This window comes from Candidatus Allofournierella excrementigallinarum (genome assembly GCF_944388085.1).
GTDB lineage: Bacteria > Bacillota > Clostridia > Oscillospirales > Ruminococcaceae > Allofournierella_A > Allofournierella_A excrementigallinarum.
Map to the genome: position 1 here is coordinate 23,110 of NZ_CALXHK010000008.1, position 21,791 is coordinate 44,900.

The 21,791-nt window shown below is 64.7% G+C and carries 22 protein-coding genes; 13 read left to right on the forward strand and 9 right to left on the reverse strand.

The window, feature by feature from the left end; translation table 11 throughout:
• Nucleotides 1-80 precede the first annotated feature (80 nt).
• The 3 genes from ACH2AT_RS02660 to ACH2AT_RS02670 all read right to left on the reverse strand — a co-directional run bounded on the left by ACH2AT_RS02660 (nt 81) and on the right by ACH2AT_RS02670 (nt 1,592).
• Nucleotides 81-524 carry a GtrA family protein gene (locus ACH2AT_RS02660; protein WP_394963368.1) on the reverse strand — a complete coding sequence of 148 codons (444 nt, stop codon included), beginning with the start codon at nt 522-524 and terminating at the stop codon, nt 81-83.
• Nucleotides 521-997, reverse strand: coding sequence for a peptidylprolyl isomerase (locus ACH2AT_RS02665; RefSeq protein ID WP_394963370.1), 477 nt, complete (start codon nt 995-997; stop codon nt 521-523). Before ACH2AT_RS02665 ends, ACH2AT_RS02660 begins: the two co-directional genes overlap by 4 nt.
• 91 nt (nt 998-1,088) lie before the next feature.
• A complete protein-coding gene (locus ACH2AT_RS02670; RefSeq protein ID WP_394963372.1) occupies nt 1,089-1,592 on the reverse strand; it encodes a GreA/GreB family elongation factor in 504 nt (167 codons plus the stop codon).
• 198 nt (nt 1,593-1,790) lie between these two features.
• Between ACH2AT_RS02670 and ACH2AT_RS02675 the strand changes: the two genes are divergently transcribed.
• The 8 genes from ACH2AT_RS02675 to ACH2AT_RS02710 all read left to right on the forward strand — a co-directional run bounded on the left by ACH2AT_RS02675 (nt 1,791) and on the right by ACH2AT_RS02710 (nt 9,991).
• On the forward strand, nt 1,791-2,972 hold the full coding sequence (locus tag ACH2AT_RS02675; protein ID WP_394963374.1) for a DEAD/DEAH box helicase: 1,182 nt from the start codon (nt 1,791-1,793) through the stop codon (nt 2,970-2,972).
• 124 nt (nt 2,973-3,096) lie between these two features.
• Nucleotides 3,097-3,738: a MerR family transcriptional regulator gene (locus tag ACH2AT_RS02680; protein WP_394963376.1), complete on the forward strand. Its 642-nt coding sequence runs from the start codon at nt 3,097-3,099 to the stop codon at nt 3,736-3,738.
• Entirely contained in the window at nt 3,719-4,033 is a 315-nt protein-coding gene (locus ACH2AT_RS02685; protein ID WP_394963424.1) for a heavy metal-binding domain-containing protein, read from the forward strand. Before ACH2AT_RS02680 ends, ACH2AT_RS02685 begins: the two co-directional genes overlap by 20 nt.
• Nucleotides 4,034-4,052: 19 nt before the next feature.
• Nucleotides 4,053-4,832 (forward strand): YhfC family glutamic-type intramembrane protease, encoded by a 780-nt coding sequence (locus ACH2AT_RS02690; RefSeq protein WP_394963378.1) that lies wholly within the window; start codon nt 4,053-4,055, stop codon nt 4,830-4,832.
• Nucleotides 4,833-5,125: 293 nt separating this feature from the next.
• A complete protein-coding gene (locus tag ACH2AT_RS02695; RefSeq protein ID WP_394963380.1) occupies nt 5,126-6,295 on the forward strand; it encodes a BMP family ABC transporter substrate-binding protein in 1,170 nt (389 codons plus the stop codon).
• Nucleotides 6,296-6,389: 94 nt separating this feature from the next.
• Nucleotides 6,390-7,928: an ABC transporter ATP-binding protein gene (locus ACH2AT_RS02700; RefSeq protein ID WP_394963382.1), complete on the forward strand. Its 1,539-nt coding sequence runs from the start codon at nt 6,390-6,392 to the stop codon at nt 7,926-7,928.
• Nucleotides 7,925-9,031 (forward strand): ABC transporter permease, encoded by a 1,107-nt coding sequence (locus tag ACH2AT_RS02705; RefSeq protein WP_394963384.1) that lies wholly within the window; start codon nt 7,925-7,927, stop codon nt 9,029-9,031. The genes ACH2AT_RS02700 and ACH2AT_RS02705 overlap by 4 nt, the downstream gene beginning before the upstream one ends.
• A gap of 3 nt (nt 9,032-9,034) precedes the next feature.
• Entirely contained in the window at nt 9,035-9,991 is a 957-nt protein-coding gene (locus ACH2AT_RS02710; RefSeq protein WP_177522017.1) for an ABC transporter permease, read from the forward strand.
• Between the two features lie 123 nt (nt 9,992-10,114).
• Here ACH2AT_RS02710 and ACH2AT_RS02715 read toward each other — a convergent pair whose 3' ends face one another.
• The 4 genes from ACH2AT_RS02715 to ACH2AT_RS02730 are packed head-to-tail and all read right to left on the reverse strand — an operon-like array spanning nt 10,115 to nt 12,402.
• The gene (locus tag ACH2AT_RS02715; RefSeq protein WP_394963386.1) at nt 10,115-10,438 is read right to left on the reverse strand and encodes a branched-chain amino acid transporter permease; all 324 of its coding nucleotides are present in this window, start codon (nt 10,436-10,438) and stop codon (nt 10,115-10,117) included.
• A gap of 1 nt (nt 10,439) precedes the next feature.
• Nucleotides 10,440-11,144 (reverse strand): AzlC family ABC transporter permease, encoded by a 705-nt coding sequence (locus tag ACH2AT_RS02720; protein WP_394963388.1) that lies wholly within the window; start codon nt 11,142-11,144, stop codon nt 10,440-10,442.
• Between the two features lie 14 nt (nt 11,145-11,158).
• The gene (locus ACH2AT_RS02725) at nt 11,159-11,626 is read right to left on the reverse strand and encodes a threonine/serine exporter family protein (RefSeq protein ID WP_394963389.1); all 468 of its coding nucleotides are present in this window, start codon (nt 11,624-11,626) and stop codon (nt 11,159-11,161) included.
• On the reverse strand, nt 11,623-12,402 hold the full coding sequence (locus ACH2AT_RS02730) for a threonine/serine exporter family protein (RefSeq protein ID WP_394963391.1): 780 nt from the start codon (nt 12,400-12,402) through the stop codon (nt 11,623-11,625). Before ACH2AT_RS02730 ends, ACH2AT_RS02725 begins: the two co-directional genes overlap by 4 nt.
• 120 nt (nt 12,403-12,522) lie before the next feature.
• Between ACH2AT_RS02730 and ACH2AT_RS02735 the strand changes: the two genes are divergently transcribed.
• Nucleotides 12,523-12,867, forward strand: coding sequence for a hypothetical protein (locus ACH2AT_RS02735; RefSeq protein ID WP_394963393.1), 345 nt, complete (start codon nt 12,523-12,525; stop codon nt 12,865-12,867).
• A gap of 45 nt (nt 12,868-12,912) precedes the next feature.
• On the opposite strand, the gene ACH2AT_RS02740 is transcribed toward ACH2AT_RS02735, so the two are convergent.
• Complete coding sequence (locus tag ACH2AT_RS02740; RefSeq protein ID WP_394963395.1) at nt 12,913-14,259, reverse strand: MATE family efflux transporter; 1,347 nt, start codon at nt 14,257-14,259, stop codon at nt 12,913-12,915.
• 244 nt (nt 14,260-14,503) lie between these two features.
• Here ACH2AT_RS02740 and ACH2AT_RS02745 point away from each other — a divergent pair, with 244 nt between their 5' ends.
• Entirely contained in the window at nt 14,504-16,027 is a 1,524-nt protein-coding gene (locus ACH2AT_RS02745) for a hypothetical protein (protein ID WP_394963397.1), read from the forward strand.
• 61 nt (nt 16,028-16,088) lie between these two features.
• Here ACH2AT_RS02745 and clpB read toward each other — a convergent pair whose 3' ends face one another.
• Nucleotides 16,089-18,689 carry an ATP-dependent chaperone ClpB gene (clpB, locus tag ACH2AT_RS02750; protein ID WP_394963398.1) on the reverse strand — a complete coding sequence of 867 codons (2,601 nt, stop codon included), beginning with the start codon at nt 18,687-18,689 and terminating at the stop codon, nt 16,089-16,091.
• A 273-nt stretch (nt 18,690-18,962) separates the two neighbouring features.
• Between clpB and ACH2AT_RS02755 the strand changes: the two genes are divergently transcribed.
• The 3 genes from ACH2AT_RS02755 (at nt 18,963) to ACH2AT_RS02765 (ending at nt 21,715) form a co-directional block, all read left to right on the forward strand.
• On the forward strand, nt 18,963-19,355 hold the full coding sequence (locus tag ACH2AT_RS02755) for a DUF3783 domain-containing protein (protein ID WP_394963400.1): 393 nt from the start codon (nt 18,963-18,965) through the stop codon (nt 19,353-19,355).
• A 150-nt stretch (nt 19,356-19,505) separates the two neighbouring features.
• Nucleotides 19,506-20,492 carry a hypothetical protein gene (locus ACH2AT_RS02760; protein ID WP_394963402.1) on the forward strand — a complete coding sequence of 329 codons (987 nt, stop codon included), beginning with the start codon at nt 19,506-19,508 and terminating at the stop codon, nt 20,490-20,492.
• 107 nt (nt 20,493-20,599) lie between these two features.
• On the forward strand, nt 20,600-21,715 hold the full coding sequence (locus ACH2AT_RS02765; protein ID WP_394963404.1) for an FAD:protein FMN transferase: 1,116 nt from the start codon (nt 20,600-20,602) through the stop codon (nt 21,713-21,715).
• The last annotated feature ends 76 nt before the right edge of the window (nt 21,716-21,791 follow it).

Sequence of the window (21,791 nt, forward strand, 5' to 3'; positions counted from 1 at the left end):
CGGTCAAACTCCTCCGGACCAGCAAAAAGCTCCCCCCGCGCCCGGCGGGCGCGGGGGGGGAGCGATGGAGGTCGAGCCTGTCAGCCTTTCTTTTTAAAGATGATGAGCTTGGAGAACACGTAGTTCGCCACGATGACCAGCACGTTGGAGAACACCTTCACGCCCAAAAACCAGAGGTCCTGGCGCTCGGGGGCGATGAGCACCGGGCCCAGCAGGTCCGCGCCCAGCCACATCACCGCCACGTCCAGCACCAGGGTGCCCAGGCGGCAGGTGACGAAGGAAACAAACTCCCGCACCGCGGCCATGCCTTTGGCGCTGCTGCAGAACACCCACAGCCGGTTGGTGACATAGGCGAAGAGGATGCACAGGATGTTGTCCAGCACGGTGTTCACGGTGGTGGGCAGGCCCAAAAAGCGGAACACCATGGCCAGCACGATGTTCAAAAGGGTGGCAAGCCCGCCGAAGAACAGATAGGCGATGCCCTCGCGGTATTTCAAAAGCAGCGCCTTGGCCCTGGCGATCATTCCTCCACCACCCGCACGCTCTCCATCACCACGGGGGCGAGGGGGCGGTCGTTGTAGTCGGTGGCAACTTGGGCGATGCGGTCCACCACGTCCATGCCGGCCACCACATGGCCGAAGGCGGCGTAGCCGCCGTCCAGATGGGGCGCGTCCTCGTGCATGATAAAGAACTGGCTGCCGGCGGAGTTGGGGTCCATGGCGCGGGCCATGCTGATGACGCCCCGGGTGTGCTTGATGGGGTTGGGCACGCCGTTGCGGGCAAACTCGCCCTTGATGTGCCAGCCGGGGCCGCCCATGCCGGTGCCCTCCGGGCAGCCGCCCTGAATCATGAAGCCGGGGATGATGCGGTGGAAGGTCAGCCCGTCATAAAAGCCGTCCTTGACCAGCTTGAGGAAATTCTCCACGGTGATGGGGGCGGCCTGGGCGTCCAGCTCCAGGTCGATGACGCCGCCGTCTTTCATGGTGATGCGAACCATAGTTTTCACTCCGTTCCCGGGCGGCAGGGGCCGCCCGCTTTGTATTTTTGGTATGTACCGTCAGTATACCACACCGGCGGGCCGGGGGCAATCAGTACTGGCTGATGGGCAGGTTTTCGTCGTCGGTGCCGGGGCGGATGGCCCGGATGGTCACCGGGTAGGAAACGTCGGCGTTCACCTGCACCGTCACCGTGTCGCCCACCTTGCGGCCGAAGATGGCCCGGCCCAAAGGCGACTGACGGCTGATGTGGCCGCCGCCTGCGTCCACCCGCAGGGTGGTCACCAGGTGCACCTCCATCTCCTCCTCGTCCTCGGGGAGATACAGGGTCACATAGTCGAACAGGCCCACCCTGCCCTCGGCGTGGCCGGTCTTCACCACCCGGGCGGTGCGTATCATCCGCTGCAGATAGCGGATGCGGCTCTCGTTGCGGTTTTTCTGCCGCTTGGCCTCTTTGTATTCAAAGTTTTCGCTCAAATCGCCGAAGGCCCGGGCCTCCTGCACGTCCTTGATGTACTGGGGGCGCAGCACCAGGATGCGGTGGTCTATCTCCTCCTGCATCTTTTTGATGTCCACTTCGGTCAGCTCGTCGTACATGGCCGCATGCCTCCTTTTCCCTTGCCTGCCCTCCACTATACCACATCCGCCGCCGCCGCGCAAAGGATAGGGCGTCAAAAGCCGAAAAAGGCCTTTCTGCGCCGTTTGCTTTGTGGTATAATACCCCTGTTAAACATAAAATAAAGGACCCCGCGGCCCGGCGCGCGGCTGGGGCGGGGCACAGAACGGAGAAAAACTATGCTGTACAAAGACCTCACCGGCGTGCGGCCGGAGATTTTGCAGGCGGTGGAGCGCATGGGCTTCACCGAGATGACCGAAGTGCAGGAAAAGACCATCCCCGTGATGATGGCGGGCCACGACGTGATCGCCAAGGCCCCCACCGGCACCGGCAAGACCTGCGCCTTCGGCATCCCCATCATCGAGCGCATCGACCCCGCCCGTCCGCTGCCCCAGGCGGTCATTTTGGCCCCCACCCGGGAGCTGGCCCAGCAGATCGCCGGCGACCTTCAGGACCTGACCCACTTTCTGCCCGAGGTGCGCACCGTCTGCGTCTACGGCGGGGCGGACATGCAAAAGCAGGCCAGCCGCCTGAAAAAGGGCTGCCAGATCGTGGTGGCCACCCCCGGCCGCCTGATGGACCACATGCGCCACAAGAACATCGACGTGAGCGCCGTCACCAGCATCGTGCTGGACGAGGCGGACGAGATGCTGAACATGGGCTTTTACAAGGACGTGCGCAAGATCATCGACGCCATGAAGGCCCGCAGGAGCCTGTGCATGTTCAGCGCCACCATCAGCCGCGAGGTGATGGACATCGGCTGGCTCTACCAGCGGGACGCGGAGGAGATCATCGTCCAGCCGGTCGAGGCCAGCCAGCCCAAGATCACCCAGTACACCCTGTGCACCACCGGCCGCTCCAAGCTGGCGGACGTGGCCCAGATCATCATCTCCGGCGGCTACAAGCGGGTGATGGTGTTCTGCAACACCAAGTTCACCACCGCCACCCTCACCAACCAGTTAGCGCGCCTCCACTTCGTCACCGACTGCCTCCACGGCGATCTGTCCCAGGGCGAGCGCAACAAGATCATGGCCGCCTTCCGGGAGGGCAAAATCGCCGTGCTGGTGGCCACCGACGTGGCCGCCCGGGGCATCGACGTGGAGGATGTGGACGCGGTCATCAACTACGAGGTGCCCTCCTCCAACGAGTACTACACCCACCGCATCGGCCGCACCGGCCGCGCCAAGAAGGAGGGCGTGTCCTACCTGCTCTACGACGCATCCGAGAAAAAGCGGGTGGACGAGCTGCTGCGCCTGACCCGCAGCAAGGCCGTCCCGGTGCACTGGGACGAAAGCCACGCCACCCTCATCGAGGAGCAGGTGGACACCGGCGACAAGTTCCAGATCCGCAGCTATTTCTAAAACGAAAAGCGGGCCGCGGGCATGGGCGCATTCCCGCGCGATGCCCCGGCCTTTTTTTGAAAAAAACGCTTGACCTTCCCCTTTGTGGATGGTTTACACTGGGCACAGAAAGGGGGAGAGAAGGGTGCGCATCAAGGAGGTGGAGGCCCGGGTGGGCCTTTGCGCCAAGAACATCCGCTTTTACGAAAAAGAGGGGCTGCTGGCCCCGCGGCGGCAGGCGGGCAACGGCTACCGGGACTACGACGGCGCCGACCTTGTCGCTTTGCGGCGGATAAAACTTTTGCGCAAGCTGGACGTGCCGCTGGGGGAGATAAAGGCCATGCTGGCGGGCACGCTGACCCTGGACGAGGGGCTGCGCCGGCACCTGGTGGTGCTGGAGAGCCGTCAAAAGAATCTGGACACCGCCCGCCGGCTCTGCGCAGAGCTGGCAAAAACGCCCGGCCTGCTGTCCGCCCTGGACCCGGAAGCGGCGCTGGCAGAGATGGCCCGTCTGGAACAGGAGGGGGTGCGCTTTATCGACGTGCAAAAAACCGACCGCAAACGCAAGGCCCACGGAGCCTGGCTTTCCGCCCTGGCGTTCATCGGCCTGATGGCCATGGCGGAGGGGCTGATGGTGTGGGCCCTCACGGTGGACCCGGTGCCCCTGCCGGTGGCGCTGCTGCTGGCGGGCTGGCCGCTGGTGTTCGTGGCGGGCGCGCTGCTGGCGCTGCGCCAGCGGCTCAAAGAAATACGAAAGGGTGAAGAAGATGCTTATCGTAACTACTGAGACTATCCCCGGCCGCCGCTATGAGGTGCTGGGCATTGCAAAAGGCAGCGTGGTGCAGAGCAAGAACTTCGGCAAGGACTTCATGAGCGCCATGAAGACCCTGGTGGGCGGCGAGATCACCGCCTACACCGAGATGCTGGACGAGGCGCGGCAGATCGCTTCCGGCCGCATGGCGGCGCAGGCCGAGGCCATGGGGGCGGACGCCATCGTCTGCATGCGCTATGCCTCCTCCAGCGTGATGCAGGGCGCGGCCGAGTGCATCGCCTACGGCACCGCCGTCCGGTTCACCGACTGAGCGAAAGGAGAAAAACGCCATGAGCTTTGCCCTTTCCGGCGTGCAGGTGGCTTCCTTTGCCGCTGCCGCCTTCTGCACCCTGGCGCTGCCGGTGGCGCTGCTCATCGCCCTGGGCGCGATGAAAAAGATACGCCTCGCGCCGCTGGCGCTGGGCTTCGCCAGCTTCTTCGTCAGCCAGATGGTGCTGCGCATCCCCCTTTTGCAGCTGCTCACCGCCGCCGGCGCGCTGAACGCCTTCGCCGCGAACACCGTGCTCTACGCCGTGGTGGTGGGCGGGCTTTCCGCCGGCCTGTTTGAAGAGACCGCCCGCCTGGCGGGCGCGGCCATCCTCAAGGGCCAGCGCAGCTACAAAGATATGATCAGCTTCGGCCTGGGCCACGGCCTGTGCGAGGTGATGCTCATCGCGGGCATGACCCACGTGAACAACCTGCTGCTGGCGGCCGCTTTGTCCGACCCCGGCGGCCCCTTCGGCGCCTTGCTGGCCGGGGTGGACAGCGCCACCCTGGAGCTGGTGGCCGGCCAGCTGGCGGCGGCCGCGCCGGGGGTGGTGGCCCTGGGCCTGCTGGAGCGGGTGAGCGCGGTGCTCTTCCACCTCTTTGCCACCAGCCTCGTGTTCACCGCCGTCATCCGGCGAAAGCCCGGCTGGTACTTCGCGGCGGTGGCCGCCCACACCCTGTTCAACTCGCTGGCGGTGCTGCTGAGCGGCTTCGGCCTCCTTGCGGTGGAACTGGCGCTCTTTGCCCTGGGCCTTGCCATGGGGGCATGGGTGCTGGCGTCGCGCCGCCGGTGGCCCGCGTGAAATTTGCATTATCGTCCACGACGACAGAAAGTGAAAAGTCGTACTTTTGCGGCGGCAAAAGTACCCGCAAACCCGCACGGCAGGCCGCTGTGCGGGTTTTCTCTTTGGGGCAGACGAACAAAAACCATTGTGCAAAAGGGGCGAAGGGTTGGCGAAAGCGCCAAAGTTCGCGAAATGTGTTGAAATCGGCGGCGGGCCGGGCTAAAATGATAGTGTTCCGAACGAGGGGTAAGTATTTCGGCTTACCCCGTTTCTTGTTTTCTTGCAACAATAAAAACAGGGGGAAACCGAACATGAAAAAGCTTCTCAGCATCCTGCTGGCCGGCGCCATGGTCCTGAGCCTCGCTGCTTGCGGCGGCGACAACGGCACCAGCACCAGCGAGCCCGCTTCCGCCTCCACCGGCGCCGGCACCTCCGCGTCCGCCACCGGCGGCATTCCCAAGGACCAGATCAAGGTGGGCGTCATCCACCTGTCCGACCCGGCCGAGGGCAGCGGCTACACCTACACCCACGACCAGGGCATCATCGGCATGCAGCAGAACCTGGGCCTCGCCGATGACCAGATCGTGCGCAAGATCTCGGTGGACGACACCGACGCCGCCGCCGTGGAGACCGCCATCACCGAGTGCGTGGAGGAGGGCTGCAACATCATCTTCGCCACCTCCTGGGGCTATATGGACACCTGCGAGGCCCTGGCCGAGGAGTTCCCCGACGTCATCTTCAGCCACGGCACCGGCTATAAGTCCAACGGCACCAACTTCAACAACTACTTCGGCCGCATCTACCAGGCCCGCTACCTGAGCGGCATCATCGCCGGCATGAAGACCGAGACCAACAAGATCGGCTACGTGGCTGCCATGGGCCAGGAGAACGGCGAGGTCACCAGCGGCTGCAACGCCTTTGCCATGGGCGTGGCCAGCGTGAACCCCGACGCCGAGGTCTATGTGAGCGTGACCAACAGCTGGTTCGACCCCGAAGGCGAAAAGCAGGCCGCCGAGCGCCTGATCGCCGAGGGCTGCGACGTCATCGGCCAGCACTGCGACACCCCCAACCCCCAGACCGCTGCCGAGGAGCACGGCGTCTGGGGCGTGGGCTACAACAGCGACATGACCAAGGACGCCCCCGGCGCCACCCTCACCAGCGTGATGTGGGACTGGAGCGTCTACTACACCAAGGCCGTGCAGAACGTCATCGACGGCACCTGGGTGGCCGGTGAAAAGGTGGAAAACTACTTCGGCGACATGGCCGACGGCCTGGTGACCCTGGGCGAGTTCAACGCCGACCTGGTGACCGACGAGATGATCGCCAAGGTGGAGGAAGTCAAGGCTCAGATCGTTTCCGGCGAGTGGGACGTGTTCGACGGCGCCACCGAGATCATGGACAACGAGGGCAACGCCCACACCCTGGAGGGCGCCGACTACGGCAGCTGCAACTGGTACTACGAGAACGTGAATGTTCTGTAAGGCCGGCTTTTACAAAGCTCAGAAAAGGGCGGTCTCTGACCGCCCTTTTTCCGGTTTTCCCCCTTCACATCACCCCGAGGAGGTAAAAGGACTTATGGCAGAAATGCAGTGCGCCATCCGGTGCAGCGGCATCACCAAGGCCTTCGGCTCCGTGGTGGCCAACGACGCCATCGACCTGGAGGTCAACTACGGCGAGGTGCTGGCGCTGCTGGGCGAGAACGGCAGCGGCAAGACCACTTTGATGAACATGCTTTCGGGCATCTACCACCCGGACGCCGGCCAGATCTTCGTGAACGGCCAGCCGGTGTCCATCGCGTCCCCCGTGGACGCCCGGGCCCTGGGCATCGGCATGATCCACCAGCACTTCAAGCTGGTGGAGGTGTTCACCGCCATGGAGAACATCGTGCTGGGCATGCCCGGCAAAATGCCCTCCCGCAAGGCCCTGCGGGCCGAGGTGAAGGGCCTGTGCGAGGCCTACGGCCTGGAGATCGACCCGGAAAAGCCCGTCTGGGAGATGAGCGTCTCCGAAAAGCAGACGGTGGAGATCCTGAAGGTGCTCTACCGGGGCGCGAAGATTTTGATCCTGGACGAGCCCACCGCCGTGCTCACCCCCCAGGAGACCGAAAAGCTCTTCGACATTCTGCGGCAGATGAAAGCCAAGGGCTGCGCGGTCATCATCATCACCCACAAGCTCAACGAGGTGCTGGCCATCAGCGACCGGGTGACCATTCTGCGCAAGGGCAAAAGCGTGGACACCGTGGCCACCGCCGAAGTGGACACGAACCGCCTCACCGAGCTGATGGTGGGCCACGCGGTGAGCCTGGCTATCCGCCGCCCCGAGCCGAAAGACGTGCACACCATCCTGAAGGTGGTGGACCTGACGGTGGAAAAGCCGGACGGCAGCCTCGGCCTCGACGACGTGAGCTTCCACATCCACAGCGGCGAGATTTTGGGCGTGGCGGGCGTTGCCGGCAGCGGCCAGAAGGAGCTGTGCGAAACCATCGCGGGCCTTTTGCCCGCCAAAAAGGGCGCGGTGCTCTATAAAAAAGAGAACATTTTGGGCAAGAGCCCCGAGGCCATCATCGACCTGGGCATCTCCATGAGCTTTGTGCCCGAGGACCGCCTGGGCATGGGCCTCGTGGCCAGCATGGGCATGACCGACAACATGCTGCTGAAAAGCTACCGCGCGGGCAAGGGCCCCTTCGTGGACCGTGCCCCTGCCCGGGCGCTGGCCAAAAAGCTGGTGGAAGAGCTGTCCATCGTCACGCCGGGCATCGAGACCCCGGTGCGGCTGATGAGCGGCGGCAACGTGCAGAAGGTGCTGCTGGGGCGGGAAATTGAATCCGACCCGAACCTTCTCATCACCGCCTACCCCGTGCGCGGCCTGGACATCAACTCCAGCTACCTTATTTACGACCTTCTCAACAGGCAGAAGGAGAAGGGCGTGGCGGTGATGTTCATCGGCGAGGACCTGGACGTGCTGCTGGAGCTGTGCGACCGTATCCTGGTGCTCTGCCACGGCAAGGTCACCGGCGTGGTCAAGGCCGGTGAGGTCACCAAAGAACAGATCGGTCTGATGATGACCGGCGAAATGAGCGAGGAAGAAAAGAGGAAGGAGGCGGCGGAGCGATGAGCACCCCTGCAACTGTCAAGACCCACCGCGAGCCGCTGCTGCACACGGTGAAGCACGCCGAGCGCTCGGGCCACCAGACGGTGGCCCTGCGCCTTGCGGCGGTGGCCCTGAGCCTTGTGGCGGGCGGCGTCTTCATCCTGGCCATCGGCCACAACCCCTTCGCGGTCTACGCCACCATCGTCAAGGGCGCGTTCCGCAGCCCCCTGGCCATCCAGGCCACCATCAAATACACCATCCCCCTGTGCATCTGCGCGCTGGGCGTGACCCTGGCCTTCAAGATGCGCTTTTGGAACATCGGCGGCGAGGGCCAGCTCATCATGGGCGGCGTGTTCGCCAGCTTCTTCGCCCTCTTCTGCACAAGCTGGCCTCACCCCCTTTTGCTGGCGGCGATGTTCGCGGCGGGCGCCGTTGGCGGCGGCCTGTGGGGCCTTTTGCCCGCGGCGTTCAAAAGCCGCTGGAACACCAACGAGACCCTGTTCACCCTGATGCTCAACTACATCGCGCTGCACATCGTCTCCTGGCTGCAGTCCGGCCCCTGGCGGGACGAAGGGGCCAACGGCTTCAACAAAATTGCCCGCTTTGACAAAAACGCCGGCCTGGACAAGGTGCTGGGCGTGCACTTCGGCTGGATCATCATGCTGGCGCTGGTGGCGCTGGTGTGGGTCTACCTCAAATACACAAAGCACGGCTATGAGATCAGCGTGGTGGGCGAAAGCCAGGACACCGCCCGCTACGCCGGCATCCATGTGAAAAAGGTGGTGCTGCGCACCATGTTCCTCTCCGGCGCCATCGCCGGCATCGCCGGCGTGTGCCAGGTGGGCGGCAGCGACATGACCCTCTCCATGGGCGTGGCCGGCGGCGTGGGCTTCACCGCCATCATCGTGGCCTGGCTGTGCCAGCTGAACCCCGGCATGATCTTGGTCGTTTCCTTCCTGTTCAGCGTGCTGGAAAAGGGCAGCGGCGTGGTGCAGAGCGAGTTCGGCCTCTCGGCGGACAGCGCCGACGTGCTGCAGGGCGTCATCCTGTTCTTCATCCTGGCCAGTGAATTCTTCGTGCGCTACGGCTTTGCCGTGCGCAAAAAGCAGCCGAAGGGAGGCAAGTGAGTCATGGACCTGTTCATCAAATTCCTGGTGGCCGCCGTGGGCGCGGGCACCCCGCTGCTTTTCGGCACCGTGGGCGAGATCCTCAACGAAAAGGTGGGCCATCTGAACCTGGGCGTGGAGGGCATGATGGCCATCGGCGCCTGCGCCGGCTTCATGGCGGGCTACCTTTCCGACAACTTCGCCCTGGCCCTGCTGGCGGCCTTTGCCGCGGGCGTGCTGGCTGCCCTCATCTACGCGGTGCTCACCGTCACCTTTTTGGCGAACCAGAATGTGGCCGGCCTGACCATGACCATCTTCGGGGTGGGCCTGTCCAACTTCATCGGCGTTTACATGCTGGACAAAAGCGGCGCCAGCACCCTCAAGCTGCCGGAGAACGTCACCGCCCAGATGCGCAGCGTGACCATCCCGGTTTTGAGCGACCTGCCGGTGGTGGGCGAGCTGCTGTTCAGCTATAACCCCTTCGTCTACATCGGCGTCCTGGTGGCCGCCGGCTGCGGCTTCTACCTCTACCGCACCAAGACCGGCCTGAACGTGCAGGCCATCGGCGAAAACCCCGCCGCGGCGGACGCCGCCTCCATCCAGGTGAACCGCTGGAAGTACATCAACATCCTTTTGGGCGGCGGCATCTGCGGCATCGGCGGCGCCTACTGCTCCATGATCATCAACAGCGGCGTGTGGATCTCCAACAGCGTGAACGGCCTGGGCTGGATCGCCGTGGCGCTGGTCATCTTCGCCGCCTGGAAGCCCCATGTGGCCATTCTGGGCTCCTTCGTGTTCGGCGCGCTGCGGGTGCTGAAATACTACAAGATGGGCTTCATGGCCGGCTGGCCCGACGCCTTCTTCGACATGCTGCCCTTCCTCATCACCGCCCTCATCCTGGTCGTCACCAGCATCCGGGGCAGCAAGGGCGCCCACATCCCCGCCAGCCTCGGCGTGAACTACTTCCGCGAGGAGCGGTAGATCCGCACAAAAATGCCCGGGCGCATGCGCCCGGGCATTTTTGTGGCCTTGCCGCCGCCGGTCGGCAGGCAAAACGGGAAAGGCGGCCCCGCGTTTGCGGGGCCGCCTTTCCCGTTTTGCCTCTCACAGGGGCAGCCGGATGAGCAGCATGTACACCGCCGTGCCCCCGAAAATGCTGAGCAGGGTGTTGCGCCGCCACAGATGCATCGCCGCCGTCACCGCCAGCGCCCCCAGCTGGAAGGCGGCCTCCATGCCGCCGGCGGCGGGCAGGCCCTTCAGGCAGTAGACCACCAGAATGGCGATGATGGCCCCGGGCAGCACCCCGCCCAGATACCGCACCGCACCGGGCATGGCCCGCTTGCCGCCGAACACCGCGAAGGGCAGCGCCCGGGTGAACAGGGTCACCCCGGCGGCGATGAGCAGCACCCACAAGGGATACAGTTTCATGTCACGCCTCCTCCTTTTCTCTGCTCAGCACCGGCCGCGCCAGCAGCAGCAACGCCACCGTGGCGCACAAAGCGGGCGGCAGGAAATGGTCCGGCCCCAGGGCCAGCAGGAACGCCGCCCCGCAGCCGAGGCCCAGCAGGGCGGGCAGATGGCTTTTCGCCCCCCGCCACTGCTCCAGAAAGATCACCAGGAACAAAGCGGTCATGGAAAAGTCGATGCCGGTGAAGTCCAGCGGCAGGCCGCCGGCCAGGGTGCCCAGCAGGCTGCCCGCCACCCAATAGAGCTGGTCCAGCAAAGCCGCCAGGAACATGGCGCCGTTTTTGTCCACCCCGGCGGGCGTCTCGTCCATGCCGCAGAGCACGGAATAGGTCTCGTCGGTGAGGGAGAAGATCATGTAGGGGCGCTTTTTGCCCATGGAGCGAAAGCGCTCGATGAAGGAAAGCCCATAGAACAGATGCCGCGCGTTGATGAACAGGCTCATCAGCGCCACGGTGGGCAGGGACGTGGGCGCGGCCAGAAAGCCCGCCAGCACGAACTGCAGGCTGCCTGCGTAAACAAGGCCGCTGAACGCCAGGGCCCAAAGCGCCCCAAAGCCCGCCTGCCGCAGCAGGATGCCGAAGGCCGTGCCCAAAAACACATAGCCGAACAGCACCCCCAGCGACTGGCGCAGGGCGAACCGGGCGGTGGTCTTCCAATCGGACTGCATTCTTTGCGGCCTCCTTATCGTTTGTTTTCCGCCTGGGCAAAGGGCTCCGCCAGCCGGGCGAAGCAGGCGGCGGGCGCTTCAAATCCCACCAGGATGGCCAGCACCATGGCCGCCGCCAGCTTCACGGTCTCAAAGCCGGTGAGGCCGGCCCCGGTCAGGTCCCCTTCCACCAGGGCGTAGGCCGTCTGGTAGATGCCCAGGCCCGGCACCAGCGGAAAGATGCCGGAGATGAGGAAGATGGTCACCGGGCAGCGCAGCTGCACCGACGAAAACCGGCTGATGAGCACCACCGCCAGAGTGGCGAAGAAGGTGGCCGTCAGAGCGCCCAGCGCCCCTTTCAGGGCGATGTACACCAGCCACCCGGCGGCCCCGGTGAGGCCGCAGCGGGGGTAATAGCGGGCGGGCACATGGAAGATGAGGGAAAAGGCCGTGGTGCCAAGGCCCGCGAAAAACACTTCGGAACAAAACCGCCAAAGGGTCATGCCAGCACACCTCCCAGCCGTGCCCAGAGGGCCATCACAAGCCCCACGCCGAAGGCCATGCACACCACCACCAGGAACACGTCCAGCATGCGCACCGCGCCGGAGATGTAGTCCTCGTCGGCAATGTCGCGGATGGCGTTGGTGAAGGCAACGCCCGGCAGCAGGGGCACCAGCGAACCCACCGTCACCATGCTCAGCTGGCTGCCGAGGCCCAGGCGGGTGAGCAGGATGGCCGCAGCGCACACCAGCGCGCCGCCGGTGATGTTGGCGGCGATCTTGGAAAGGCGGCCCCGCACCGCCACCAGCAGATAGAGATAGAGCGCCAGCCCCGCAAGGAAGGCGGCGGCGGCGTCCGCCAGGGTGCCGCCGAAAATATAGCAGAAGGAACCCGCGCCCACGCCGCTGGCCAGCACCTGCTGCCAGCGGGGCCGCCGGGGCATTTTCTGTATCTCCAGAAGGCGGGCGCGGGCCTCTTCGGGGGCGTGCATCCCCTGGGCGATCTCCCGGCTGAGCTGGTTCACCGCGTCCACCCTGTCCAGCCGGCTGCCGGAAAGGGGGATGTGCCGCACCTTGGCAAGGCAGTGCCGGCGGCCGTCGCTGGCGGTCATCATGATGCCGTTGCTCAGCACGAAGGGCTCGAACCCCTCGCACCCATAGGCCGCGGCGATGCGCTCCATCGTTTCGGTGACGCGGAATATTTCCGCCCCGCTGGACACCAGGATCTCTCCCGCCAGCGCCACCGTTTCAAACACAAGTTCGCTCCGTTCGGCCCCCATGGCCCGGCCTCCTTCTCGAAAGAGGATTTGCAAAGTCCCGTTTTCTTCACTATAATAAAATAATCCGGGCCGGGATGCAAGAGGCGGCCCCATCCAAGGCAGAGAAAGGCGGCGCAGCGCGTGATACGGTTCAACTATCCCTATTATCCCCTTCAGTGGTACAAAAACGGCAACCCCGTCTCGGGTAACGCGGGCCAGTTCAACTACAAGGCCCTGCGCCAGGGGGACGAACTGCGGGCCTGGTGGTGGCTGGGCCCCTGGTGCATGGAAAAGACCGGGCATGTAAAGACGGCGGCCTTTCCCTTCGGGCAGGAGGGCGTCGACGCGGCCAGGGCCTGGCTGGAGGAGGCCTTCACCGCCATCCCCCGGGACGCCATCGAGGCAAAGAGCGCCTTTCTGGACTCGGAGCCCTGGACGCCCCCCGCCCCCGGGGAGGAAAGGGACGAGGATGCCCCGCCCTTCTGAACAGGCAAAAAAGCGCCGAGGCAGTTTTTGCCGCAGGCGCTTTTTTCACACTGTTTTGATGCTGCGCCACCTGCCCGCCTTCCAGCGGATGATGAACATCACGGCGCGCAGGTTCTCGTCCAGGGCGAAGGCCATCCAGATGCCCACCAGGCCCCAGCCCAGGTAGAGGCCGAACAGCCAGGCGACGCCCACGCCCACGATCCACTGGCTCAAAATGCCCAGCGCCACCGGGAACTTCACGTCGCCCACCGCCTGCAGGTTGCGCACCAGCACGATGTTGAAGGCGCGGCCGACCTCCAGCACCACCTCCACCCACATGGTGCGGCAGCCCAGCGCGATGACCCGCTCGTCGGCGGTGAACAGGCCCAGCAGCGGCCTTGCAAAGACGGCCAGCAGCAGGGCGATGCCCACCGTCACCGGGGCGAAGAGGCGCAGCACCCGCCAGTTCTCCCGATCGGCCCGGTCGAAGTCTTTTGCGCCGATGCAGTAGCCGATGATGATGCCCGCCGCCTGGCTCACCGCGTTCACCAGCATGTAGCACACCTGGGCGAACATGTTCATGTACATCCGGGCGGTCACCGCGTAGGTGCCGATGGTGTTCACGAACACCAGGCTGGTGCTCTGGGAGAGATTGTAGGAAAGGCCCTCGCCCCCGGCGGGCAGGCCGATGCTCAAAAGCCGGCGCAGCAGATCGGTGGGGAAGGGGCGCAGAACCTTGGGGCTCAAGGTCGCGCCCTCCACGCTTTTGAAAAAGGCGAACAGCATCATCAGCATGCCCGCCGTGCGGCACAGGCTGGTGCTCAGCGCCGCGCCCGCCGCGCCCAGCCGGGGCAGAGGCCCCAGGCCGTAGATGAAGGCGGTGTTGCCTGCGATGTTGATGAGGTTGATGACGCCGGTGGAGCACATGATGACCAGCATGTGGGCGTGGGCCCGCAGGAAAGCGCTGAAGGTGAGCATCAGCGCCTGGCAGGGCAGGCTCAGCGCCGTGATGAGCAGATAGCTGCGGGCCTCCGGCACCGCCTCGGGCGGCACCTGCATGACGGCGAGGATCCCGTCCGCCCCCAGCAGCAGCCCCACGGTGATGGCAAGGCTCAGCGCCAGGTTCAGCCCGGCGGCCAGGGTGTAGATCTGGCGCACCTTGCCGGGCTGCCGCGCCCCCAGATACTGGCTCAACAGGATGGTGGCCGCCAGGCTGATGACCGTGAAGGTCAAAATCAGCGTGTTCATGATCTGGTTCGAGTTGCCCACCGCGGCCACCGCCGTCTCGTTGTAGCGGCTGAGCATGATCTGGTCGATGTTGCCCACCAGCATCTGCAAAAGCAGTTCGATAAAGACCGGCCAGGTCATCTTCAGCAGTGAAAACTGCATCTCGCCCGCACTGGTGCGTTCCATGTTCCTTCCTCCCTCCGCCATAAGCGGCGCGCTTGGATTTCTTCGGCAATTATACACCCCGCCGCGCCCCGTTTGATAGAGGAAAAATCGACGATGTTTACAAAATAGAAAATAAGGTTTTGTGCGATATGCGCAAAACAGGCCGCCAAAGCCGCCAAAGCGCTCCGCCGCCCGGCGGATTGCCTTTTGGGCGGTTTTGTGGTACGCTGTTTCTGTTATCAAAAACGGAAAGGGGGAACGGCGGATGAGCAGGCTGAAAAAACGCTGGGCGTACGCGGCGGCCGCCGTGGGCCTGCTGGGCGTTTCGGCGGCCTTCCTTCTGCGCTTTTCCTATTCCACCAGTTTCCTCTGGCCGGGCTACTGCGGCTACGATTCCGCCATCTTCCAGACCATCGGCAAATACTGGGCCCAGGGGTCTGTGCCCTACCGGGACCTCTTTGACCACAAGGGGCCGCTGATCTTCTTCATCGACATGGTGGGCTACTGGTTCCATGGCCGGGCGGGCATCCTGGTGCCCCAGACGGTGAGCCTTGCCGCCGCCCTCTTTTTCTTCTACAAACTGGGGCGGGTGTATCTGCCCCGGCCGGGGGCGGCGTTTGCGGCGGGGGCGGCGCTGGTGTATCTGGCCCGCACCTTTGACGAGGGCAACATGACCGAGGAGTACGCCCTGCCCTTTATCGCCGCCAGCCTGTGGCTGGCCGCAAGCTGGTGCGAAAGGCGGAAAAACGACCCGGACGCGCCCCACCCCTGGCGGTACGCGGCGGTCTACGGCCTCTCCTTCGGGGCCATCCTGCTGCTGCGGGTCACCAGCGCGGTGAGCATCTGCTGCTTCGTGCTGGTCATCGCCCTTTACACCCTGTTCAAACGGCAGTGGGCCGCGCTGGGCAAAAACGCCGCCGCCTTCCTGGGGGGATTTGCCGCCGTCACCGCGCCCTTCTGCGTCTATTTCGCGCTGCACGGCGCGCTGGGGCAGATGCTCTACGGCACCATCGGCTACAACCTGCTCTACGCCGCTGAATTTTCCCTCACCGATTACTACGGCGGCTCTCCCTGGGCCTCCGCCACCTTCCGGCGCACGGTGTTCGACTTCGGCGCCCCGGTGCTGCTGCTGGCGGCGCTGGCGCTGCTGTGCATCCTGCGGGCGCCCCGGCGGCCCCTGGGCTGGGCGGCGCTGCTCACCGCCGGGCTGAACATGTATCTGCTCTTTTCCAACCGGCCCTACCTGCACTACTTCATGATCGCCGCGCCGCTGGTGCCCCTGGCGCTGGGCATGGCGTGGAAGCTGTGGACGGAGGGCAAAGCCGCCGGCAAGCGCGCCGCCGGCCGGCTGGCGCTGGTGCTGGCGGGGGCGTATCTCGTGAGCCTGGCGGCGCGGCTGCCCGGCTGGCAGCGGGACAACTTCATGGCCCGCTGGCCCGGCGAAACGGCGGACTACAACAACATCGCCCGCAGCATGGCGGCGGTCATCCCCGCCGATGAGCGGGACTCGGTGCTGGCCTGGGAGGTGGACGCCCAATGGTATCTTGCCGCCGACATCCGCCCGGCTCAGAACTACTTCATCCACCAGGAGTGGCAGAGCGCCGCCGACCCGGAGATGGCCGCCGAACAGGCGCAGCGCCTCGCGGCGGACCCGCCGGCCTGGCTGGTGGTGGGCAATGTGACCAACGCCGACGTGGCGGACCTCATCGCCCGGGAGTACACCGCCGTGAGCAGCAGGGCGGAATTTTATGAATTCGCCGGCTACACCCTCTACCGGCACAACGGCTGAAAACAAAAAAGCGGCCCGCCCCGTGTATTCCACGGGGCGGGCCGTTCTTTGTTCAAAACTGTCAGCGCAGCACCAGCTGGCCGTTTTCCACGTCCACCGTCAGGGTGTCGCCGGCGTTGTGGCCGCCGCCGATGATCTGGCGGGCGATGAGGGTCTCCACCTTGCTCTGGATGAACCGCTTCAGCGGCCGGGCGCCATAGACGGGGTCGTAGCCCGCGTCGATGATGAAGGCCCTGGCCGCGTCGGTCACCGCGAGACCCAGCTGCTTTTCGGCCAGACGCTGGCGCAGGTCGGCCAGCTGCAGCTCCACGATGCCGCCAATTTCCTCCCGGGTCAGGGGCTTGTAGAAGACTATTTCGTCCAGCCGGTTCAAGAACTCCGGCCGGAACTGGGTCTTGAGCAGGCCCTCCACCGCGGTGCGGGCCTCGGCGCTGATGGAGCCGTCCGGGCCGATGCCGTCCAGGATATACTGGCTGCCCAGGTTGCTGGTGAGGATGATGATGGTGTTCTTGAAGTCCACCACACGACCCTGGCTGTCGGTGATGCGGCCGTCGTCCAGCACCTGCAAAAGGATGTTGAACACGTCGGGGTGGGCTTTCTCCACCTCGTCGAAGAGCACCACACTGTAGGGATGGCGGCGCACCGCCTCGGTCAGCTGGCCGCCCTCCTCATAGCCCACGTATCCCGGAGGGGCGCCGATGAGGCGGCTGACGCTGAACTTCTCCATATACTCGGTCATGTCGATGCGGATCATGTTCTTCTCGTCATCGAACAGGGCCTGGGCCAGGGCCTTGGCCAGCTCGGTCTTGCCCACGCCGGTGGGGCCCAGGAACAAAAAGCTGCCGATGGGGCGGTTCGGGTCCGCAATGCCGGCCCGGCTGCGCAGGATGGCCTCGGTGACCTTCTGCACCGCCTCGTCCTGGCCGATGACCCGCTTGTGCAGGATGTCCTCCAGGCCCAGCAGCTTCTCACGCTCGCCCTCCACCAGCTTCTCCACGGGGATGCCGGTCCAGCGGGCCACGATGCGGGCGATCTCCTCGTCGGTGACCCGGTCGCGCAGCAGGTTGTCCTGCTTTTCGCCCGCGGCCTCCGCCTTCTTCTCCTGCTCCGCCAGCTGTTTCTTCAGCTCCGGCAGCTTACCGTACTTCAATTCGGCGGCCTTGTTCAGGTCGTACTCCCGCTCGGCCTTCTCGATGGCCGCGTTGGTCTTTTCGATCTCCTCACGCAGGCTCTGCACGCTGCCGATGCTGGACTTCTCGTTGTCCCACTGGGCCTTCATGGCGCTGAACTTCGCGCGCATCTCGGCCAGCTCCTTTTGCAGCGCCGCCAGCCGCTGGGCGCTCAGCGCGTCGGTCTCCTTCTTCAGGGCGGCCTCCTCGATTTCGTGCTGCATGATCTTGCGGCGCAGATCGTCCAGCTCCGAGGGCATGGAGTCCATCTCGGTGCGGATCATGGCGCAGGCCTCGTCCACCAGGTCGATGGCCTTGTCCGGCAGGAAACGGTCGGTGATGTACCGGTTGGACAAAGTGGCCGCGGCAATCAGGGCGCTGTCCTGGATCTTCACGCCGTGGAACACCTCATAGCGCTCCTTCAGGCCCCGCAGGATGGAGATGGTGTCCTCCACCGTGGGCTGGTCCACCTGCACCGGCTGGAACCGGCGCTCCAGGGCCGGGTCCTTCTCAATGTACTGGCGGTACTCGTCCAGGGTGGTGGCGCCGATGCAGTGCAGCTCGCCCCGGGCCAGCAGAGGCTTGAGCAGGTTGCCCGCGTCCATGGCGCCGTCGGATTTGCCCGCGCCCACGATGGTGTGGAGCTCATCGATGAACAGGATGATCTGCCCTTCGCTCTTTTTCACCTCGTTAAGAACGCTCTTGAGCCGTTCCTCAAACTCGCCCCGGTATTTTGCGCCCGCCACCAGCGCGCCCATGTCCAGGCTGAAGATGGTGCGGTTTTTCAGGTTTTCCGGCACGTCCCCCCGCACGATGCGCTGGGCCAGGCCCTCGGCGATGGCGGTCTTGCCCACGCCCGCCTCGCCGATGAGGCAGGGGTTGTTCTTGCGCTTGCGGGACAAAATGCGGATGACGTTCCGAATTTCGGTGTCACGGCCGATCACCGGGTCAAGCTTCTGCTGGCGGGCCAGCTCCACCAGGTCCTGGCCGTACTTTTTCAGCGCATCGTAGGTCTCCTCCGGGTGGTCGCTGGTCACCCGCTGGCTGCCCCGCACGGTGGCAAGCTGCTCCAGGAAGCGGTTCTTGTCGATGCCGAAGCTGCGCAGCACCTGCCGCACCGCCTCATTGGGCTGTTCGATCAGCGCCAGGAACAGGTGCTCCACGCTGACGTATTCGTCCTTCATGCTTTCGGCGGTGCGCTCGGCGGCGGCGAGCACCCTGTCGGTGGCCGCTGAGATATAGATCTTGCCCGGCTCGCGGCCCGAGCCCGTCACATGGGGCAGGGCCGCCACCTTCTGGGCGGCAGCCGCGGCAAAATTGCCCGGCTCCACGCCCAGCTTCATCAGCAGCTGCGGGATGAGCCCGTCCTGCTGGCTGGCAGTCGCGGCCAGAAGGTGCTCGGGCTCCAGCGCCTGGTTTTGGTACTCAATGGCCAGCTGCTGGGCGCTTTGCAGCGCCTCCAGCGTTTTTTGGGTATACTTGTTTGTATTCATACAGTCCGTCCCCCTTTGTGAAAGCGGTCCAACTTGGAAGGATTCTTAGTTTTAGCACTCTCGTGCCTCGACTGCTAATATTGTATTCCAGGCGCGATGGAATGTCAAGGGTTTTCACAAAAAATTTATAAACGGGGCGGGCGCGTTGCCAGCGGGGACAAAAATATGGTATCATCCCCTTATAGTATGGTATCTAAAGAGACGGGCATGCGCCGCGGCGGCCAAAACGTTTTTGAAGGCCGCCCGCCGCGCCCTTTGGGAGGGAATATAAATATGAAAGCACACATCGCCGCGCTGCCGCCTGCCGCCGCGCTTGCCTGGAAGGCGCCGCAGGGCAGCGGGCTGGAAAAAGTCTGCGCCGGGGCCGGGGTGCGCCTGCGCGCCGTGGAAGAACAGGACCTGGGCCGCACGGTGGCCGCTCTTTGCGGCCTGCCGGGGGCGGGCAGGGGCGTGGAGCCTGTTGCTGCGGCGGACCCCACGCCCGCCCTGGTGCTGTGGGGGCTGGACCGCAATGCGCTGGACGCTTTTCTCGACGGGCTGAAGGCCGCGGGGGTGCGCATCCCTCTCAAGGCGGTGGTCACGCCCACCAACCGGGACTGGACCTTCGCCGCCCTGCTGGAAGAGCTGCACGCCGAACACCGGGCGGTGAGGGAAAGCGCCGAATAAGAAAAAATTTGCAGGATTGGAACCATTCTGTCATCTTTTACCTGCCAATTGAGATTGACAAACATCTGTCACACAGGTATAATAGGGATGCCGCCCTTCAATGGGCACAAATGGATGTATATGTTCGTTTTTTGAGAGGAGTAAGACAACATGAAAAAAGTTTTGGCTTTGGTCATGGTCCTGGCTCTGGCTCTGAGCTTCACCGCTTGCGGCGGCTCTGCCAAGAAGGTCAAGACCGGTATCGCCATCGTTTCCAGCTACACCACCGCGGATGCCACCGCGGATGCCGCCGGCAACGCCCAGGTGGACAGCACCGTCGCCGCCGTGACCGTGGACGAGAGCGGCAAGATCGTTGCCTGCAAGATCGACGTGGCCCAGAACAAGGTGCCTGTGAACGCCGACGGCAGCTTCGACACCTCCCTGACCTTCAAGTCCAAGCAGGAGCTGGGCACCGACTACGGCATGACCCCTGCCAGCCCCATCGGCAAGGAGTGGAACGAGCAGGCCGACGCCTTCGCCGCCTATGTGGTGGGCAAGACCGCCGCTGAGGTGGAGGCCATCGGCGTGACCGGCGAGCACAATGCTCCCGATGTGGCCGACCTGGCTGCCTCCTGCACCATGAACGTGGTGGACATCAAGGCCGCCATCGTGGAGGCCTGCAACAACGCTCAGGATCTGGGCGCTTCCGCCGAGGATACCCTGGGCCTGGGCCTGTCCACCGCGATGAGCTCTTCCAAGCTGCCCACTGCCGACGAGGCCGGCCTGGTCCAGACCGACACCACCTACGCCGCTGTCACCTACGACAAGGACGGCAAGATCACCAGCACCCTGCTGAACTGCACCCAGGCCAAAATGGATGTCACCACCGAGGGCGTTGTGACCGCCCAGGGCGACACCATTGTTCCCAAGATGGAGCAGGGCGACGACTACGGCATGCGCCCCGCCAGCCCCATCGGCAAGGAGTGGAACGAGCAGGCCAACGCCTTCGCTGCTTACCTGACCGGCAAGACCGCCGCTGAGGTCAGCGCCATCGGCGTGACCGGCGAGCACAGCGCTCCCGACGTGGCCGACCTGGCTGCTTCCTGCACCATGAACGTGGTGGCCTTCATCGACGCGGTGGGCCGCGCCATGGCCTGATCGAAGGCAGCTGCCTGAGAACAGATAGAACCCCGGGGCTGGGCCGCAAGGCCCGGCCCCTTTTTCCATCCGGCGGCGGAAAGCCGCCCTTTGAAAAAGGAGAAGCCATGGGCAAACGAGTTGTGAGTTTTGTGCTGGGCCTTGCGGTGTGCGCCGGGCTGCTGAGCGGCTGCGGCGGCGGGGGAGCGTCCTCCTCCGCGCCCCAGGATCCGGAACTGGCCGGCTGCGAGCGCTACACTGTGAGCTGGTTCGACGTGTTCGACACCGTGACCACCGTCATCGGCTACGCCGAGAGCCAGGAGGAGTGGGACCGCCAGATGGCGGCTCTCCACGCCGACCTTGTGGAGTACCATCAGCTGTACGACATCTACTATTCCTACTCCGGGGTGACCAACCTGCGGGACGTGAACGCCCAGGCGGGCCAGGCCCCGGTGACGGTGGACGCGCGCATCATGGGCCTTCTGACCGAGGCCAAAAGCATGCACGAGACCACCGGCGGCAAGATGAACGTGGCCTTTGGCGCGGTGCTCAAGATATGGCACGATTACCGGGAGGCAGCGCTGGACGACCCCGCCCGGGCCGCCGTTCCCTCCATGGAGGAACTGGAGGCTGCCGCAGAGCATTGCAATATTGATGACCTCATCCTGGACGAGGAGGCCTCCACCGTCTATTTCGCCGACCCGGAGATGCAGCTGGACGTGGGCAGCGTGGGCAAGGGCTACGCCGCAGAGATGGTGGCCCGGGCCGCCGAGGAGCGGGGCCTGAAAAGCGCCCTCATCAGCGTGGGCGGCAACCTGCGCAGCATCGGCCACAAGCCCGATCGTTCCCGCTGGACCGGCGGCATCCAGAACCCCTGGACCACCACCGCCGACATTGTGCCCACCGAATCGGGCGGGTACGTGGCCGTGGTGGAGGTGGAGGACATGTCCCTGGTCACCAGTGGCAACTACCAGCGCTACTATGAGCTGGACGGCGTGCGCTATCACCACCTCATTGACCCGGACACTTTGATGCCCGCGAACTACTATTCGGCGGTGAGCGTGCTCGCCCCGGACTCCGGCCTTGCCGACTGCCTGTCCACCGGCCTTTACTGCATGCCGCTGGAAGAGGGGCAGGCCCTGGTGGAGAGCCTGGAGGACGTGGAGGCCATGTGGATGATGAACGAGGAGAACGAAGTGGTCTACTCCAGCGGCTTTGAAGCCCATCTGAAACAGGCTTCCTGAACCTTTTCCGCCAACAAAGAAGGCCCCCGGCCCGCGCGTGCAGCGCGGCCGGGGGCCTTCTTGCATTGTATGAGCG